Origin of the sequence: Corynebacterium sp. ES2794-CONJ1 (assembly GCF_025660615.1) — a bacterium.
GTDB lineage: Bacteria > Actinomycetota > Actinomycetes > Mycobacteriales > Mycobacteriaceae > Corynebacterium.
The window spans coordinates 458,466-471,592 of record NZ_JAOTIM010000001.1; the positions used below are offsets into that span (position 1 = coordinate 458,466).

The window sequence follows — 13,127 nt, forward strand, 5'->3', positions numbered from 1 at the left end:
CTCGTCCCGGTCGCTGAGATCTCGGCTTATCCACGGCTTATAGAACCTCGAAATACTCTAGTTCCCTGCAGTATAGGGAGCGATATCTGCCACCACGGGACCCTCGATGGGCGCCGTAGTCTGTTGATCCATCGTACCCTGTGTGTGGAGCGGATCGCTGGTGGGGATATTAGACGTCATATACTCATCGTTGATATCGGTGATCGGGCGCGTGCGATCACTAGGGGGCCGCTGTTCGACTACGGTGCCATCGGGATTGCGCACTAAGACACCTGGCTGATCTGGAATCACCATGCCATAGCGCTGTGCTTGGCGGGCAATTTGACCTGTCGCTGCGGCTCGCTCCACGTCTCTATTGAGCGTCTCGAGCTGGTTATCCAAAGTCTGCTGCGCGATCCTTAGCTCGGTGATCCTGAAGGCTTGTTGGGTGGTCACACCAGAGACAATTGAGGCGGCCAGGAAACCGAGCAGAATGAGGAGGGTGAAGCCTACAACCGTATACACCGCGCGACGATTAGCTTGCGGGCGTTCGATTCGGCGACCACGGTGTGTGAACTGTTGCTTTGAGCCACTCTTATGTTGGAAGCGCCTTTGAGGGGCAGTCACCGTGCGGGTAACCACGGGGCGCTGAGGAGGTGCTAGCGTGCTAAGTCGCGAGCTTTGCATAGACCCCTTGCTTAAGTCGCGAGACTGACCAGTGCGCTTGCGGGGCTCGATGGTCGTTGCATTCATGATCCTATGCCTTCTTTTATTGCTTGCACAGCCCGAACCCGAACAGGGGCGGAACGCGGATTGGTATCAATTTCAGTAGCAGAAGCCTTCTCCGCTCCCCGGGTCAGAAGTTTGAAGCGAGGAGAATCATCAGGCAAATGAACCGGTAGCCCCAAGGGTGTCGTGTCCGCCGTAATTTTTTTGAAGTAATTCTTCACGATCTTGTCCTCAAGAGACTGATAGGCCATAAAGATACATCGCCCGCCTGGAGCTAAAAGATCAGTGATGACGGGAAGTACATTCTCGATGGCTTCGAGCTCCTTGTTCACCTCAATGCGTAGGGCCTGGAATGTCCTTTTTGCGGGGTGACCACCAGTGCGGCGAGTCGCGGCGGGAATAGTGGCATAGAGAAGTTCGACAAGGCGCGCCGAGGTAACAAATGGTGCTTTCTCGCGTTCCTTCACGATGGCCGTAGCGATCTTTCCAGCGAAGCGTTCTTCGCCGTAGGTCTTGAGCAGACGAGCCAAGTCGCCGTGGGAGTAAGTATTGAGAATATCGGCGGCGGTGAGCCCGTCATTGCCATCCATACGCATATCGAGGGGTGCATCGACTCGGTAGGCAAAGCCTCGCTCAATCTGATCAAGCTGCATCGATGACACTCCCAGGTCAAAAAGAGCACCCGTGAGTCCGAATTCTTTTAGTAAGGTACACCCAGGGGCATCGGAGGCTCTTAAGAGAGGCAGGAAGCGATCGAAGCGAGTATTGAAGGCGATAAACCTAGAGCCAAAGGGTTTTAAACGCTCACGGGCCTGGTCTAGGGCCCGCTCATCTCGGTCGAGGCCGATAATATGCACGCTTGTAAAGGTGTTCAGAAGGGATTCGCTGTGCCCTCCAGCACCTAGGGTGCCATCAATAATGACGGCGTTATCGCCCATGAGCTCGACAGCGGGACTGAGAAGTTCAACGATCCTGTCTCGCATAACCGGTATGTGGCCGTGATTGGCCGCGGTGTGATCAAACTGAGTAGTGCTGTCAACCACAAGCGTCTCTTTCCCTTGAACTCTTCGTCATGCCAGTCGAGTTGGTGGGGTATACATAGAGCCCCATTCTTCATCCACTGGATTAGATCCAGGCTCTGATGTCGGGGAAGTACACCAGAACGACGATCAAGAATGGAGTTCATATGTACACTCCGCGTACTCGATGCAGCGTTAGAGCAAACCGCCCAAGATATCACCATCGGCAGCTGCGAAGGCTGCTTCAGTTTCTTCTTGGTACGTTGCCCAGGCCTCGGCGTCCCAGATTTCAAGGAAATCCATGGATCCTATGACCACACATTCCTTCACAAGACCCGCATACTCACGGTGCGGAGCCGATAAAGTGATGCGTCCTTGACCATCTGGCCTTTGTTCATCCGCACTTGCTGCGAGGTTACGGATAAAGGCGCGTGCCTCAGGATTCGTTCGCGAAACTTCTGCCGCTTTGCGAGCGCGTTTGACAAATTCATCCTTCGGGTAGACCGCCAGGGAATGGTCTTGCCCTTTGGTCACCATGAGACCGCCGGCTAATTCCTCTCGAAATTTTGCCGGAAGAGTCAGGCGGCCCTTATCGTCCAGCTTGGGGGTATAAGTTCCCAGAAACATGGATGCAGGCACCCACCTTTCTTTTCCAAGCCTCGGTTGACAATCAAGGGGCAGTAATCGTGTGTCCTCCACTTATCTGCGAAGGTTTCCCGTTTACTACGTGCCCCACTCTACCCCACAATCCCCCACTTTTTGTAGCCAAACATTGAATCCACCCTTTTTTTGCGCGCAAAAAATGCTTTTACCTGCGCAGATATGAGTGGGGCAAAATTTTAGCTATAGCCAGTTCACCCCTGGATTCTCCCCCATTGGTATCGTTGTACACCGCTAGTATAAGACACACCCATCATTCACAAGACTTAACAGCAGTCCTCAAAAACCTCATATTTCTGTGGCGAACTGCACCATCATCCACAACTTAACCGAGAACCATTCCAGCACTATCCAAAAAATTTAAAACCCAGCCATTGATGGTGGGGGGAAGTGGGGAGCACAATAAAAACCCCCAAGATTTCTCTTGAGGGCTGAGATAAAAAGCGTTTATTTTTCGAAGCGTTTGCGGAAATTCTCTTCCATACGCGACCCCAAGCCGTCGTCTTTGACCGGCCGTGGTAGGGTTTTCTCTCTCTTCGTTAAACCACTAGAAGCACCATCTCCGCTGAGCATCCAGATAGCGCCAGCCACCATCACCACAAAGCCGACAATACTGAGGGCAACCAGCCATAGGGAGATTTGACTAAGTGCTACCCCACCGACCAACATCACAAGGCCAATGACGATAACTGCAAAGCCCCTGAAGCTCAGCGCGCTATGAGCTTCGCCTCGCGGGACCGACTTACCGAAATGTGGATCCTCCGCCAGCAACGACCGTTCGATCTCCTTGAGTAATTCTTGCTCGTGCTCGGAAAGTGACACGGCGCCTCCCTTGGTACGCAATGCAGCGATATATTGTGAATACAACCAGCATAATGCCTTTTTATCGGGAGGAGCTGCATGAAACCGCTCTCGACATAGCAAAGATTATGCCTTCTTAGTACTACAACGGCCACCCCGAAGCGAAAGTTCCCTTAGCGAACACTTTTCTAGCCACGTCACCCCCATCTAAGAAGCCGCTGGGTAGGAGACCACGGTAATCCGATCCACCTCGTTATAAAACTCGGCCACGAGCTCGATGAGCTCATCTAAGACCTCCACGGTTAGCTGGCACTCCAATCCCGATAGAGATCGGCAACGCAATTGCGAAAAGGCTCCGATACGCTGCGCCCACTGCGTAGCCTCGCCGCCCACCATAGCTAACTGAGCAAAAACTGAACGCGGCTTCCGTTTACGCTTCGCCACGACGGTACAGGACACCCACGCAGCCGCAACCTTAATGGATGCCAGGTATGCATATTCTAAGGCGATATCGAGACGACCGTGGTCGCGAGCCTGCACCGCCTCACGGGTGAGCACCTGAGCACGGTTTAAGAAACCCGCGGCACTCCCCTGACCAGCCTGAAAACGTGTACTAGCCGAAACGACGACTCCCATTATCTTTCTCCTTAATCATTCACGCCTTTCGAGCGACGAGACTCAGGGGGCTTATGCCTTTTTAGAACGAAGATTTGCTTGTTGTAGCTCAGATTATCGAATGAGGTGGACTACACACTCCTCATTTTAGAACATATGTTCTAAAATGAGAAGGGGTATTTTCCGCTAAACAAAGTTATCTGCTTAAAAACGTGGTTCCATACAAGGGTGCCTATCTTCTACTCACGCCTGAGCCCTTATGAATTCTCGGTGCTCTGTCCCCAACTGGTCAGTATTTATATCCGTGCGATGAGTTATGGCACAGACGTGCACAACACAGCGATGAAAGCGTGGCGGATTGCCTCCCTCGAAAAAGATTTTCAATCAGTTATCGCGCATGATGCCAGCCACCTTTTGGGCTTTTGTTTTGGCCACCGCGGAGCCCGCCACCAGTGGTGGGACCAAGAAATTCGGCGCGGTTTGCGTGAGCATGGGTCACACCGCTTAGAGGTGCTAGGAGATTATTTCACTATTTCCGAAATTCACGTCGAACCCCGACTCCAAGGACTGGGGATCGGCCACTCCCTCCTCCAACAGCTACTGCACAAGGTGGACTGTGAGTACGCGATACTATCTACTCCCGAAGTGAACGCAGAAGAGAATGCAGCCTTCCACCTGTATAGGAACTTTGGCTTTCAAGATGTACTTCGCGATTTTCACTTTCGCGGCGATGCCCGCCCCTTTGCCATCCTCTCTAAGCAACTGCGCCCCTAAGCCAGTGCAGGCGCTCAGCTCACTACAGACCTGATGAGAGTGCGCTGCTTAAAAAAATGCTGCGCGGTAGCGGATATACCGTAAACTAGTCAGGAAGACTTGGTGACATCCGCCGCAATACGTTAATAATTCGAACTCATTCACCCGCGCGAGGAATCATGAATCAGTACCCTGCAATCGAGGATCTACCAGCTCGTGTTGAAGATAAGCTCCGCCGCTTCTTTAGCGAGCAGCGCGAAGCTATTGCTACTATCGGAGACCCTGTCTCGGAGGCTGTAGGGAAACTGGAAACATTTGTCCTAAGCGGCGGGAAAAGGATGCGACCTCTGTGCGCCTGGGCAGGTTATGTGGCAGCTGGTCATGAGTGTGAAGACGTCGAAGCTGTTATCACTGCCATATCTTCGCTTGAATTTATTCAGGCCTGTGCTCTCATCCACGACGATATTATCGATTCTTCTGATACGAGACGCGGCAATCCCACCTTTCACCGCCTCATCGAATCCACACACCGACAGCGCGGCTGGTCTCGCGATAGCGCTCACTTTGGAGAATCAGTCGCCATCCTCATGGGCGATCTCGGGCTCGTTTGGGCCGACGATATGTTCCACTCCTCTGGGTTAAGCCCCGCTGCCATCACCAGAGCCCTACCGGCATGGCGCGGAATGCGAACGGAGGTTATCGGCGGCCAATTACTTGATATCGCGCTAGAGGCTAGCTCAAGCGAAGATCTCGCCCTAGCCAATAATGTCAATCGTTTCAAAACCGCCGCCTATACCATCGAGCGCCCCTTACATATCGGAGCTGCACTCGGTGATGCTTCGGCCGAACGAATCACCGGTTTGCGACACTTTGGTAGGGAAATCGGTATAGCTTTCCAACTCCGAGACGATCAATTGGGGGTCTTCGGGGATCCTGAGGTTACCGGCAAACCAGCAGGCGACGATCTGCGCGAGGGTAAACGAACGGTACTTCTCGCCACTGCGCTCAAACTTGCTGATCCCGCAACTAAAAAGCGGATTCGAGCTGGTATAGGCAACGTCGTGGACGCTGCAGCTATTAGCCAGCTAACGGCCGATATCAAAAGCACAGGGGCCGATGAAGCAATCGAAGAGCGAATTGACACGATGGTCTCACAAGGACTTCACTATCTGGAGCAGCTTAACCTGAAGCCAGAAGTATTTGAGTTACTCTCGCAGATTGCCTCCCAGGCCACGGCGCGTGCCCTTTAGCCACTGATATGCCTGCCAGCTCACCTTTTTATTCGCACATCACCCAGCTTTCCCCCGCCCGCGCTGGCCTCATCCTCGGCTCAGTCTCTGCTCTCCTGCTTACTCTAGGTTCTTTTGGTGGCGGTGCAATCCAGCGGCGCGACGGGCTACTCAAGCGTCTCGGTTGGGAATTTCTCAGCTTTGGTCACGGAGCAACGTTGTCTAATACCGCGGTGTGGGTGGGCACCATGGGTCTGATAGCGGCGTGGGTTCTTCTCGGACTCTGCCTACCAAGTTATTCCTTTATGCGTAAGGTTATGCTGTGGTGGGTGGTGCCTCTCATTCCAGCAGCTCCCCTTATGTCGCGTGATGTCTACTCCTACCTCATGCAAGGTACTCTGTTGCGCGACGGTTTCGACGCCTACACCCAAGGCCCCGCTGTTAATCCCAATAATTACCTCTTCGAGGTCTCCCATGATTGGCGTAATACCACTACCCCATATGGGCCATTGCATTTATGGTTGAGCAAGGGAATCACGATTCTAGCGGGCGATCAGGTGCTCATAGGTGTCTACCTCATAAAAGCCGTCATGCTGATCGGGTGTGCACTCATAGCTTATGGTGTGGTTCGGCTGGCGCTGATATTCGGTGTAGACAGAAGTTTTGCGCTGTGGATAGGCGTGCTCAATCCTGTCATGCTCATCCATCTTATTGGTGGCCTGCATAATGAGGCCATCATGGTAGGTCTGGTGATGGTCGGCCTCGTGAGCATCTACCGCTTTCCCAATATTGGGGGATTCTATAGCGGTATTGTGCTCATTGCATTAGCGATGTCGCTAAAGGCAACGGCGGGTTTTGTCCTACCTTTTGTGATCTGGATCGCGGTCAATCGCCACAACTCAACAGCTGCTCGGGTGCGCGCCTTTTTCTTGCACGCAACAATCGGAGCACTTCTTAGTGTAGCCGTTCTAGCGTTAATCACCACCGCTTCGGGTGCTTCCTATGGATGGATCCAAGCGCTCACGGGTAATTCCAAGGTTATAAATCCGCTGTCCGTCCCTACCCTTATCAGTGACCAGATCGCGGTTATTGGGTCACTATTTATCGAGCCCTTCCCGTATAACGAGGTTCTGGCAGTGATGCGCCAGATGGGTGCTGTCATCATGGTCGGAGGGTATCTCCTCTGTTGGTGGTGGGGTCGCACGAAACCGGTGGCCGCTATGGCTGTCATGTATATCGTGGTCTTGAGCTTTAATGCAGTGGTATTACCGTGGTACTACGCCAGTATTCTGCCATTGAGCGCGGTGGTAGTTGGACTACGCGAGAGGCCTTTACTCATCCGGGCACTCGCAGCTTGCAGCATCTTCATTGCGGCCAGCTTTACCGGTTCGGGCAATCACCAACTCTATAATCCGATCTGGGTCATCTGTTGCGCCCTGGTAGCCGTCAGCGCAGCACGGCTTATAAGAATCTAGAGACCCATAGCCTGTGCGCGCCGCATAACTTCGCGCGCTAGATGCCCGTGGAGGGCATCTATAGGACGACCAGGAAGGGAGTCATCGTCAGTGTAGAGATAGGTAAAAATTTCGGTATCGGTATAGCCACCGTCCGAGAGTAGGGCGATAAGACCTGGGACGAATTTATTGGTTGTTCCCTTCGCGGAAAGGAAATCGGCCGGAATTTTTTTGATCGCACCATCGTATACACAGATGAGCCTATGCTCGCCCAACATATCGAATACTCGGGTCACTGCAACACCCAAGCGCTGGGCATATTCAACCACTGTTAGCAATTCGGTATCGGCGGGGATTATCGAAGCTGAAACTTTTTCACTACTCACACAGCTAACATACCAAGACTTTTCTCACTGACGCAGTTTCCGCAACTCCGAGGTTTTAGGGAATAATCGAAAGCATGCAGTTAAACGTTGGCGATATCCTCGAAGACCGGTACAAAATCGAAGCACCGATTGCGAAAGGTGGAATGTCCACGGTTTACCGCTGCCTCGATACCCGCCTGGGTCGGCGCGTGGCCGCCAAGGTCATGAACGAACGCTACGTTAACGACCCTGTCTTTAGACAGCGGTTCCACCGCGAAGCCCAGGCGATGGCGCGCATCAACCACCCTAACCTTGTCGGCGTCTATGATTTCTCCTCGCAGGGGCAACACCTCTACCTCATCATGGAGTTGATCACCGGCGGCACGTTGCGGGAATTACTCGCTGAGCGCGGTCCTATGCCACCGCATGCCGCCGTCGCGGTGATGCGCGAGGTCCTTAAGGGGCTTGATGCCGTCCATCAAACCGGACTCGTCCACCGTGATCTGAAGCCAGATAATATTCTCATCTCGTCCCATCACCAGGTTAAGCTCTCCGACTTTGGTCTCGTGCGCGCCGCCGCCCACGACGGCGATCAGAACTCAATTGTCGGTACGGTTAGCTATCTGTCACCAGAACAGGTTTCCGGTGCCTCCATCACCCCAGCGTCTGATGTGTACTCCGCAGGTCTGGTGCTCTTCGAACTGCTCACCGGAGAAACACCCTTTACGGGTGAATCCGATATGGAAAAAGCATTTGCGCGGCTCGATGTCGACGTGCCTGTTCCCAGCTCTCAAATCAGCGGGGTTCCGAAGCTCATCGATGAATTGGTAGTGTCGTCGTGCTCTTTTAGTCCCAGCGAGCGCTTTAATAATGCATCGGAATTTCTACTCGCACTCGAAGACGTCGCTGAGGAATTGCAGCTTCCTGATTTCACGGTGCCCGTGCCTCGCGACGGTGCGGCCTCGCGTGCCGCTGAAGGCATAATCGAAGACGACAATTCTGCCATGTTCACAACGGCGCTAACTGCTGGAGAGATGAGCGAGAATCCGGTGGATAGCACCACTGTACTGCCAGTAATCGGCAGCAATGAAGAGACTTCCATTCTTGCCACAGAATCAGCCCCCGATTTTGACGCTCTCAACGAGACCACTACCTTTGCTCCCGTAAATAGCGCGCCACGCTATATTCCGGAGCCAGTAACCATCCCATATACCCCACCAGTGACCGCTCACAACCGCGGCAAAGGGCGACTGATTGCGTGGACAATTTTGGCCCTCATTCTCACCATTGCGGTAGCGATCGGTGGGTGGTGGTTTGGTTCCGGCCGCTACGGGGAGATCCCACAGGTCATTGGTATGGAGCGAGTAGCTGCTGAACGAGTACTGAGTGAAGCCGGTTTCTCAACCACCAGCCAGGAGGCCTATGCCAACGATATTCCGGTAGGTTTTGCTGCTGGCACCGATCCTCAAGCAGGTGGACGACAGGTTAAGGGTGACGTTGTCACCCTTTTGGTGTCCAAGGGGCGTCCACGGGTGCCTGATTTTCGGGGAATCGCTAACTACCCTCAGATTCTGGCCAATTACACATTGGCGGCTCAGGAGGGAGAACCAGAATTCTCCTCCGATATCCCAGCGGGTGAGATCAGCCGCGTGGAACCGGAACCCGGCACAGAGGTGCTTACCCAATCGGTAGTCACAGTGCATCGCTCCAAGGGGCCCGAGCCGGTGACAGTACCTGAGGTTAAGGGCCAGACAAGCCCACAGGCGCGCACCATCCTCGAAGAGGCTGGCTTCAATGTCATTATTGAAAAAATCTACGATGAGACGATGACAGATGGCAAAGTGATCAAGAGTGATCCGCCTGCTGGCGAACAAGCGGCGAAAGGTCAGGATATTACAATCTCAGTGTCCACGGCGGTGGTTCTGCCCGAGGTTGTCGGGCTTGACGCTGCCGAGGTTCGCAGCCAATTAGAGGACCTAGGCGTTAAGGTTAAAGCCACTAAACGAGCATCTTCAGCCACCGCTGCGGGCTTTTCTGATCAGGCGGTAGCCACGCTCGATCCGCCACCTGGAACACTCATCGACGCCGACGCAGCGGAGGTCACCATCATTGTAGTGTCGAGGATATCGGTTCCCGATTTTGTTGGCTTGAGCGTTGCCGATGCCGCGCGCGCCGCTCGAGACGCTGGACTCAGTTTAGTTGTAGCGTCGAGTGCGGACGACGGAGCAATTGTGACTAAGCAATCACCGAAAGCGGGTAAATCCGTTAAACCGGGCCAGCGCATAACTGCCACCGTGTCCTAGGAAAAAAGAACCCGCCATCTGGCGGGTTCTTTTTTTAATTTCTTAGCATCTCAGCGACTAGAAATGCCAGTTCAAGAGACTGTTGAGTATTCAGACGGGGATCACACGCTGACTCATAGCGACCGGGCAGATCCAAGTCTTGGATATCCTCAGCACCTCCTAGGCATTCAGTGACATTCTCTCCGGTAAATTCAATATGAATTCCGCCGGGGTGCGAGCCTAGTTCGCGGTGGACTTCAAAGAAGCCCTGAACCTCGTCGATAACCTTGTCAAAGTGACGCGTCTTATAGCCATTCGACGATGTAATGGTATTGCCGTGCATAGGGTCAGACTGCCAAATGACCTTGTGCCCTGACTCCTCCACAGCCTCGACGATTCCTGGCAGAACTGAGCGCACTTTGTCGTGTCCCATTCGCGCCACCAGAGTCAGTCGACCCGGCTTAAAGTTCGGGTCAAGCTTGTCTGCATAGGCTACAGCTTCAGCCGGGGTAACACTCGGACCGATTTTTAAACCAATGGGATTAGAGATCATGGCGGCGAAGTTCACATGGAAATCATCGATACCTCGGGTACGCTCGCCTATCCACAGCTGGTGCGCTGACAGATCGTATAAGGAGGTACGACCCTCTTCATCGGTTGCAAGGCGGAGGAGGGCGCGCTCATAATCGACAAGGAGAGCCTCATGGGAAGCAAAGATCGTAGCGTGGCGGAGTGAATCATCGTTGACTCCGCACGCTCCCATAAAGTCCAGTCCGCGCTCGATTTCTTGAGCGAGTGCCTCATAGCGGGCGCCGGCTCGAGATGTGGAGACGAATTCGCGATTCCACTCCATCACTCGGGTGAGATCGGCGGTACCCGAGGCGGTCAAGGCACGAACCAAATTCATGGCAGCCGAGGAGTTTGCATAAGCACGGATCATACGAGCTGGATCATGATAGCGTGACTCGGCGTGCGCTTCGACGCCGTTAACAATATCGCCGCGGTAGTTGGGTAGACCATTTTCGTCGAGATCGCTCGAACGGGGCTTTGCATATTGGCCTGCAATGCGCGCAACCTTCACTACTGGAGTTGACGCACCGTAGGTGAGCACGACAGCCATTTGCAGCAAGGTCTTGATATTGGCGCGAATATGGGGTTCAGTATTGGACTCGAAGGTTTCGGCGCAGTCGCCACCCTGAAGCAAGAAGGCTCGCCCTAAAGCCACATCTCGGAGATTGCTTTCAAGTTCTCTAATTTCGGGGGCAACCACGATCGGCGGCACCGATTCCAGAATCTTGCGCACATTCGCTGCGATGTGCGGGTCCCAGTTTGGCTGCTGATGGGCGGGACGCGCAATGACGTCGTCGAAGATTTCGCGAATGCCATCAGGTAGCGGCGGTAAATCTGGGAGGGCTTCTTTAGGAATATCTACTGTCCAACTCACACCTCTATGTTTATCACGAAAATCACATAGTGACTTAATCCATAGCACCCGATGTCATGACCGCATTCCTTTGATTGAGGGGCATAGCGGCCATGCAGACCTGGAATTTGGCGAGATTATGTCTGGCATCGACTAAAGCATCGTGGTTTCCTGCTGGAAGAGGAGGAAGTTGTGGTTTACCAGCTAATTCCCAGTACTGCTTAAGTTCTCGAGTATAACGTGGCAGATTCTTCGGCATCCCCTGCATATCGCCCCATAATTGAGCAAAGACCACGTGGTCATAGGCCCCGACCCAAGCCCAGAGTTCGATTGATCCGGGGAAACTGCTCATAAATTTCAAAGCTTCTGCAGCAATGCGTTCATTATTCATCCACACCGAGCTAGCGGGGTTGGGAAGCTGGTTGAGTACATGTTCTTTAACCCACGCATTGGCCAAGCGGTGGTCTGCATCAGTGGATACGGCATAGAATTCTTCTCCTGTTTGCGCCACAATGCCGATAGAGACCAGATCAATTGAGGTGCCGTCCTCGATGAACTCGGTATCATAGAAAAATCTCATCTCAGCTGTCCTTTCGACTGGGCCAGAAAAAGATCAATGCCACAGCAACGCACACCATAGGGGCGATAACCGAATTATGGAAATCCAAGGCCCCCACGATCACATAGCCGATCAGCAGCAGGAGGGTCGCGATAATCTTGATCTTCATCGTGAAGCCAAGTGTACTGATTGGGTGCGGGTGCCCCAAAGTGGTAGCGAAATAGGCGGTGGAGTGACCAACCATCTAAGGCCTGGGAGTTGATGCACTCTATGAAGCACCCATGCCCCGAGAATGGAACACCCTAGTGCTGCCCCAACCATGAAGTGAGTATGTCCGAAATGCTCGAATGGCAACAGGATGAGTAGACCAAGACTGAGCCCGATGGGGTGACCGAGATAGATCACTAAAGTATGTTGCCCAACACTAGCGAGCACAGTACCTACCAGGGGGATTTTACTCAGTGCCATGGCGGCTATAACTGCTAGAGGTAGGTAGGCTAAGCGGATTCCCACGAACTGTAGCGGCTCCCAGAAGGCAGAGAATTCGATCAATTCAATCTGGTAGGCTCCGACCGCTAAACCTCCAGCCCCAAGGAGATGGCCCGGCTTGAAAGCTGACATGGCAAAGTGCGTTATCCACGGGCGCAAGTAGGCACCTAGAAGAAAAGGGGGTAGGTAGTACAAAAAGCGGTGAATATTTGGGATGGGGAGCTGGATCAGTAGTGGCGTCACAGCGATTATTAAACTCGGGATGAGCAACTGTTGGGATAATCGCCAAGAGCGGCTCAGCCACAAGACACACGTGAAGAGAATGAGCATATACAAAAACCAATACATGGAATGTGCAGCAAATAATAGCTCAGTTAGTTCTCGCAACCCCACTATCCGCCCGCGATGGAGGTACTCGGTCAACAGCACCCATATGGGAGTCCAGAGGATATAGGGTACAAATAGGTACCACAGCCTGTGGGTGAAGAGTTCTTTGGCTGTAAAACGAGTGACTTTCAGGGCAAAAAAGCCCGAAACGAGGAAGAAAAGGGGCATTCTGAGGGGATCGATGAAGGCATTGAGTCGTGCTAAGCCGGTATCTATCCCGCCGGGGACCTCTATTGTGGCGTGGAGGGCTACGACGCCGATAATGGAGATGCCGCGCGCCACATCAGGCCACGGTAGGCGGGCCTTATCCGATGGGGTGCTCACAGTCTTTTTCTCCAGCCACTGGGGATCGTTTTTACAAGTGGCTAAGCATAACAAGGGGC

14 protein-coding genes are annotated in these 13,127 nt (G+C 53.3%); 4 read left to right on the plus strand and 10 right to left on the minus strand.

The features are described 5' to 3' along the window. Positions 1–57: 57 nt before the first annotated feature. From N7326_RS02095 to N7326_RS02115, 5 genes are all read right to left on the minus strand, one after another. Positions 58–732, minus strand: a complete 675-nt coding sequence (locus tag N7326_RS02095) for a hypothetical protein (protein ID WP_259076084.1) — start codon at positions 730–732, stop codon at positions 58–60. Continuing rightward, complete coding sequence (rsmH, locus tag N7326_RS02100; protein ID WP_259076081.1) at positions 729–1,751, minus strand: 16S rRNA (cytosine(1402)-N(4))-methyltransferase RsmH; 1,023 nt, start codon at positions 1,749–1,751, stop codon at positions 729–731. The genes N7326_RS02095 and rsmH overlap by 4 nt, the downstream gene beginning before the upstream one ends. A 171-nt stretch (positions 1,752–1,922) precedes the next feature. Then, positions 1,923–2,354, minus strand: a complete 432-nt coding sequence (gene mraZ / locus N7326_RS02105) for a division/cell wall cluster transcriptional repressor MraZ (RefSeq protein WP_259076079.1) — start codon at positions 2,352–2,354, stop codon at positions 1,923–1,925. A 480-nt stretch (positions 2,355–2,834) separates the two neighbouring features. Continuing rightward, the gene (locus N7326_RS02110; RefSeq protein WP_259076077.1) at positions 2,835–3,209 is read right to left on the minus strand and encodes a DUF3040 domain-containing protein; all 375 of its coding nucleotides are present in this window, start codon (positions 3,207–3,209) and stop codon (positions 2,835–2,837) included. Between the two features lie 186 nt (positions 3,210–3,395). Then, entirely contained in the window at positions 3,396–3,824 is a 429-nt protein-coding gene (locus N7326_RS02115; RefSeq protein ID WP_263088073.1) for an SAV_6107 family HEPN domain-containing protein, read from the minus strand. Between the two features lie 207 nt (positions 3,825–4,031). Here N7326_RS02115 and N7326_RS02120 point away from each other — a divergent pair, with 207 nt between their 5' ends. From N7326_RS02120 to N7326_RS02130, 3 genes are all read left to right on the plus strand, one after another. Next, the gene (locus tag N7326_RS02120) at positions 4,032–4,577 is read left to right on the plus strand and encodes a GNAT family N-acetyltransferase (protein ID WP_259076073.1); all 546 of its coding nucleotides are present in this window, start codon (positions 4,032–4,034) and stop codon (positions 4,575–4,577) included. Positions 4,578–4,735: 158 nt separating this feature from the next. Continuing rightward, complete coding sequence (locus N7326_RS02125; RefSeq protein WP_259076070.1) at positions 4,736–5,806, plus strand: polyprenyl synthetase family protein; 1,071 nt, start codon at positions 4,736–4,738, stop codon at positions 5,804–5,806. Between the two features lie 8 nt (positions 5,807–5,814). Continuing rightward, complete coding sequence (locus tag N7326_RS02130) at positions 5,815–7,260, plus strand: alpha-(1->6)-mannopyranosyltransferase A (protein ID WP_263088074.1); 1,446 nt, start codon at positions 5,815–5,817, stop codon at positions 7,258–7,260. On the opposite strand, the gene N7326_RS02135 is transcribed toward N7326_RS02130, so the two are convergent. Continuing rightward, a complete protein-coding gene (locus N7326_RS02135; RefSeq protein ID WP_259076066.1) occupies positions 7,257–7,625 on the minus strand; it encodes an Rv2175c family DNA-binding protein in 369 nt (122 codons plus the stop codon). The genes N7326_RS02130 and N7326_RS02135 overlap by 4 nt on opposite strands. A 74-nt stretch (positions 7,626–7,699) precedes the next feature. Here N7326_RS02135 and pknB point away from each other — a divergent pair, with 74 nt between their 5' ends. Next, positions 7,700–9,907 (plus strand): Stk1 family PASTA domain-containing Ser/Thr kinase, encoded by a 2,208-nt coding sequence (gene pknB, locus N7326_RS02140; RefSeq protein WP_263088075.1) that lies wholly within the window; start codon positions 7,700–7,702, stop codon positions 9,905–9,907. A 34-nt stretch (positions 9,908–9,941) separates the two neighbouring features. Here pknB and N7326_RS02145 read toward each other — a convergent pair whose 3' ends face one another. The 4 genes from N7326_RS02145 to N7326_RS02160 are packed head-to-tail and all read right to left on the minus strand — an operon-like array spanning position 9,942 to position 13,068. Further along, positions 9,942–11,330 carry a class II 3-deoxy-7-phosphoheptulonate synthase gene (locus N7326_RS02145; RefSeq protein WP_259076062.1) on the minus strand — a complete coding sequence of 463 codons (1,389 nt, stop codon included), beginning with the start codon at positions 11,328–11,330 and terminating at the stop codon, positions 9,942–9,944. Positions 11,331–11,364: 34 nt separating this feature from the next. Further along, positions 11,365–11,889 (minus strand): polyadenylate-specific 3'-exoribonuclease AS, encoded by a 525-nt coding sequence (locus N7326_RS02150; protein WP_259157625.1) that lies wholly within the window; start codon positions 11,887–11,889, stop codon positions 11,365–11,367. Between the two features lies 1 nt (position 11,890). Continuing rightward, a complete protein-coding gene (locus tag N7326_RS02155; protein WP_259076057.1) occupies positions 11,891–12,037 on the minus strand; it encodes a hypothetical protein in 147 nt (48 codons plus the stop codon). Next, positions 12,034–13,068, minus strand: coding sequence for an acyltransferase family protein (locus N7326_RS02160; protein WP_263088076.1), 1,035 nt, complete (start codon positions 13,066–13,068; stop codon positions 12,034–12,036). Before N7326_RS02160 ends, N7326_RS02155 begins: the two co-directional genes overlap by 4 nt. Between the last annotated feature and the right edge of the window lie 59 nt (positions 13,069–13,127).

What these genes read in the sequence shown, in the direction of transcription:
- mraZ (WP_259076079.1), bottom strand. Translation starts at nt 2,354, where the DNA reads ATGTTTCTGGGAACTTATACCCCCAAGCTGGACGATAAGGGCCGCCTG.
- pknB (WP_263088075.1), top strand. Translation starts at nt 7,700, where the DNA reads ATGCAGTTAAACGTTGGCGATATCCTCGAAGACCGGTACAAAATCGAA.
- N7326_RS02115 (WP_263088073.1), bottom strand. Translation starts at nt 3,824, where the DNA reads ATGGGAGTCGTCGTTTCGGCTAGTACACGTTTTCAGGCTGGTCAGGGG.
- N7326_RS02150 (WP_259157625.1), bottom strand. Translation starts at nt 11,889, where the DNA reads ATGAGATTTTTCTATGATACCGAGTTCATCGAGGACGGCACCTCAATT.
- N7326_RS02095 (WP_259076084.1), bottom strand. Translation starts at nt 732, where the DNA reads ATGAATGCAACGACCATCGAGCCCCGCAAGCGCACTGGTCAGTCTCGC.
- N7326_RS02125 (WP_259076070.1), top strand. Translation starts at nt 4,736, where the DNA reads ATGAATCAGTACCCTGCAATCGAGGATCTACCAGCTCGTGTTGAAGAT.
- N7326_RS02130 (WP_263088074.1), top strand. Translation starts at nt 5,815, where the DNA reads ATGCCTGCCAGCTCACCTTTTTATTCGCACATCACCCAGCTTTCCCCC.
- N7326_RS02155 (WP_259076057.1), bottom strand. Translation starts at nt 12,037, where the DNA reads ATGAAGATCAAGATTATCGCGACCCTCCTGCTGCTGATCGGCTATGTG.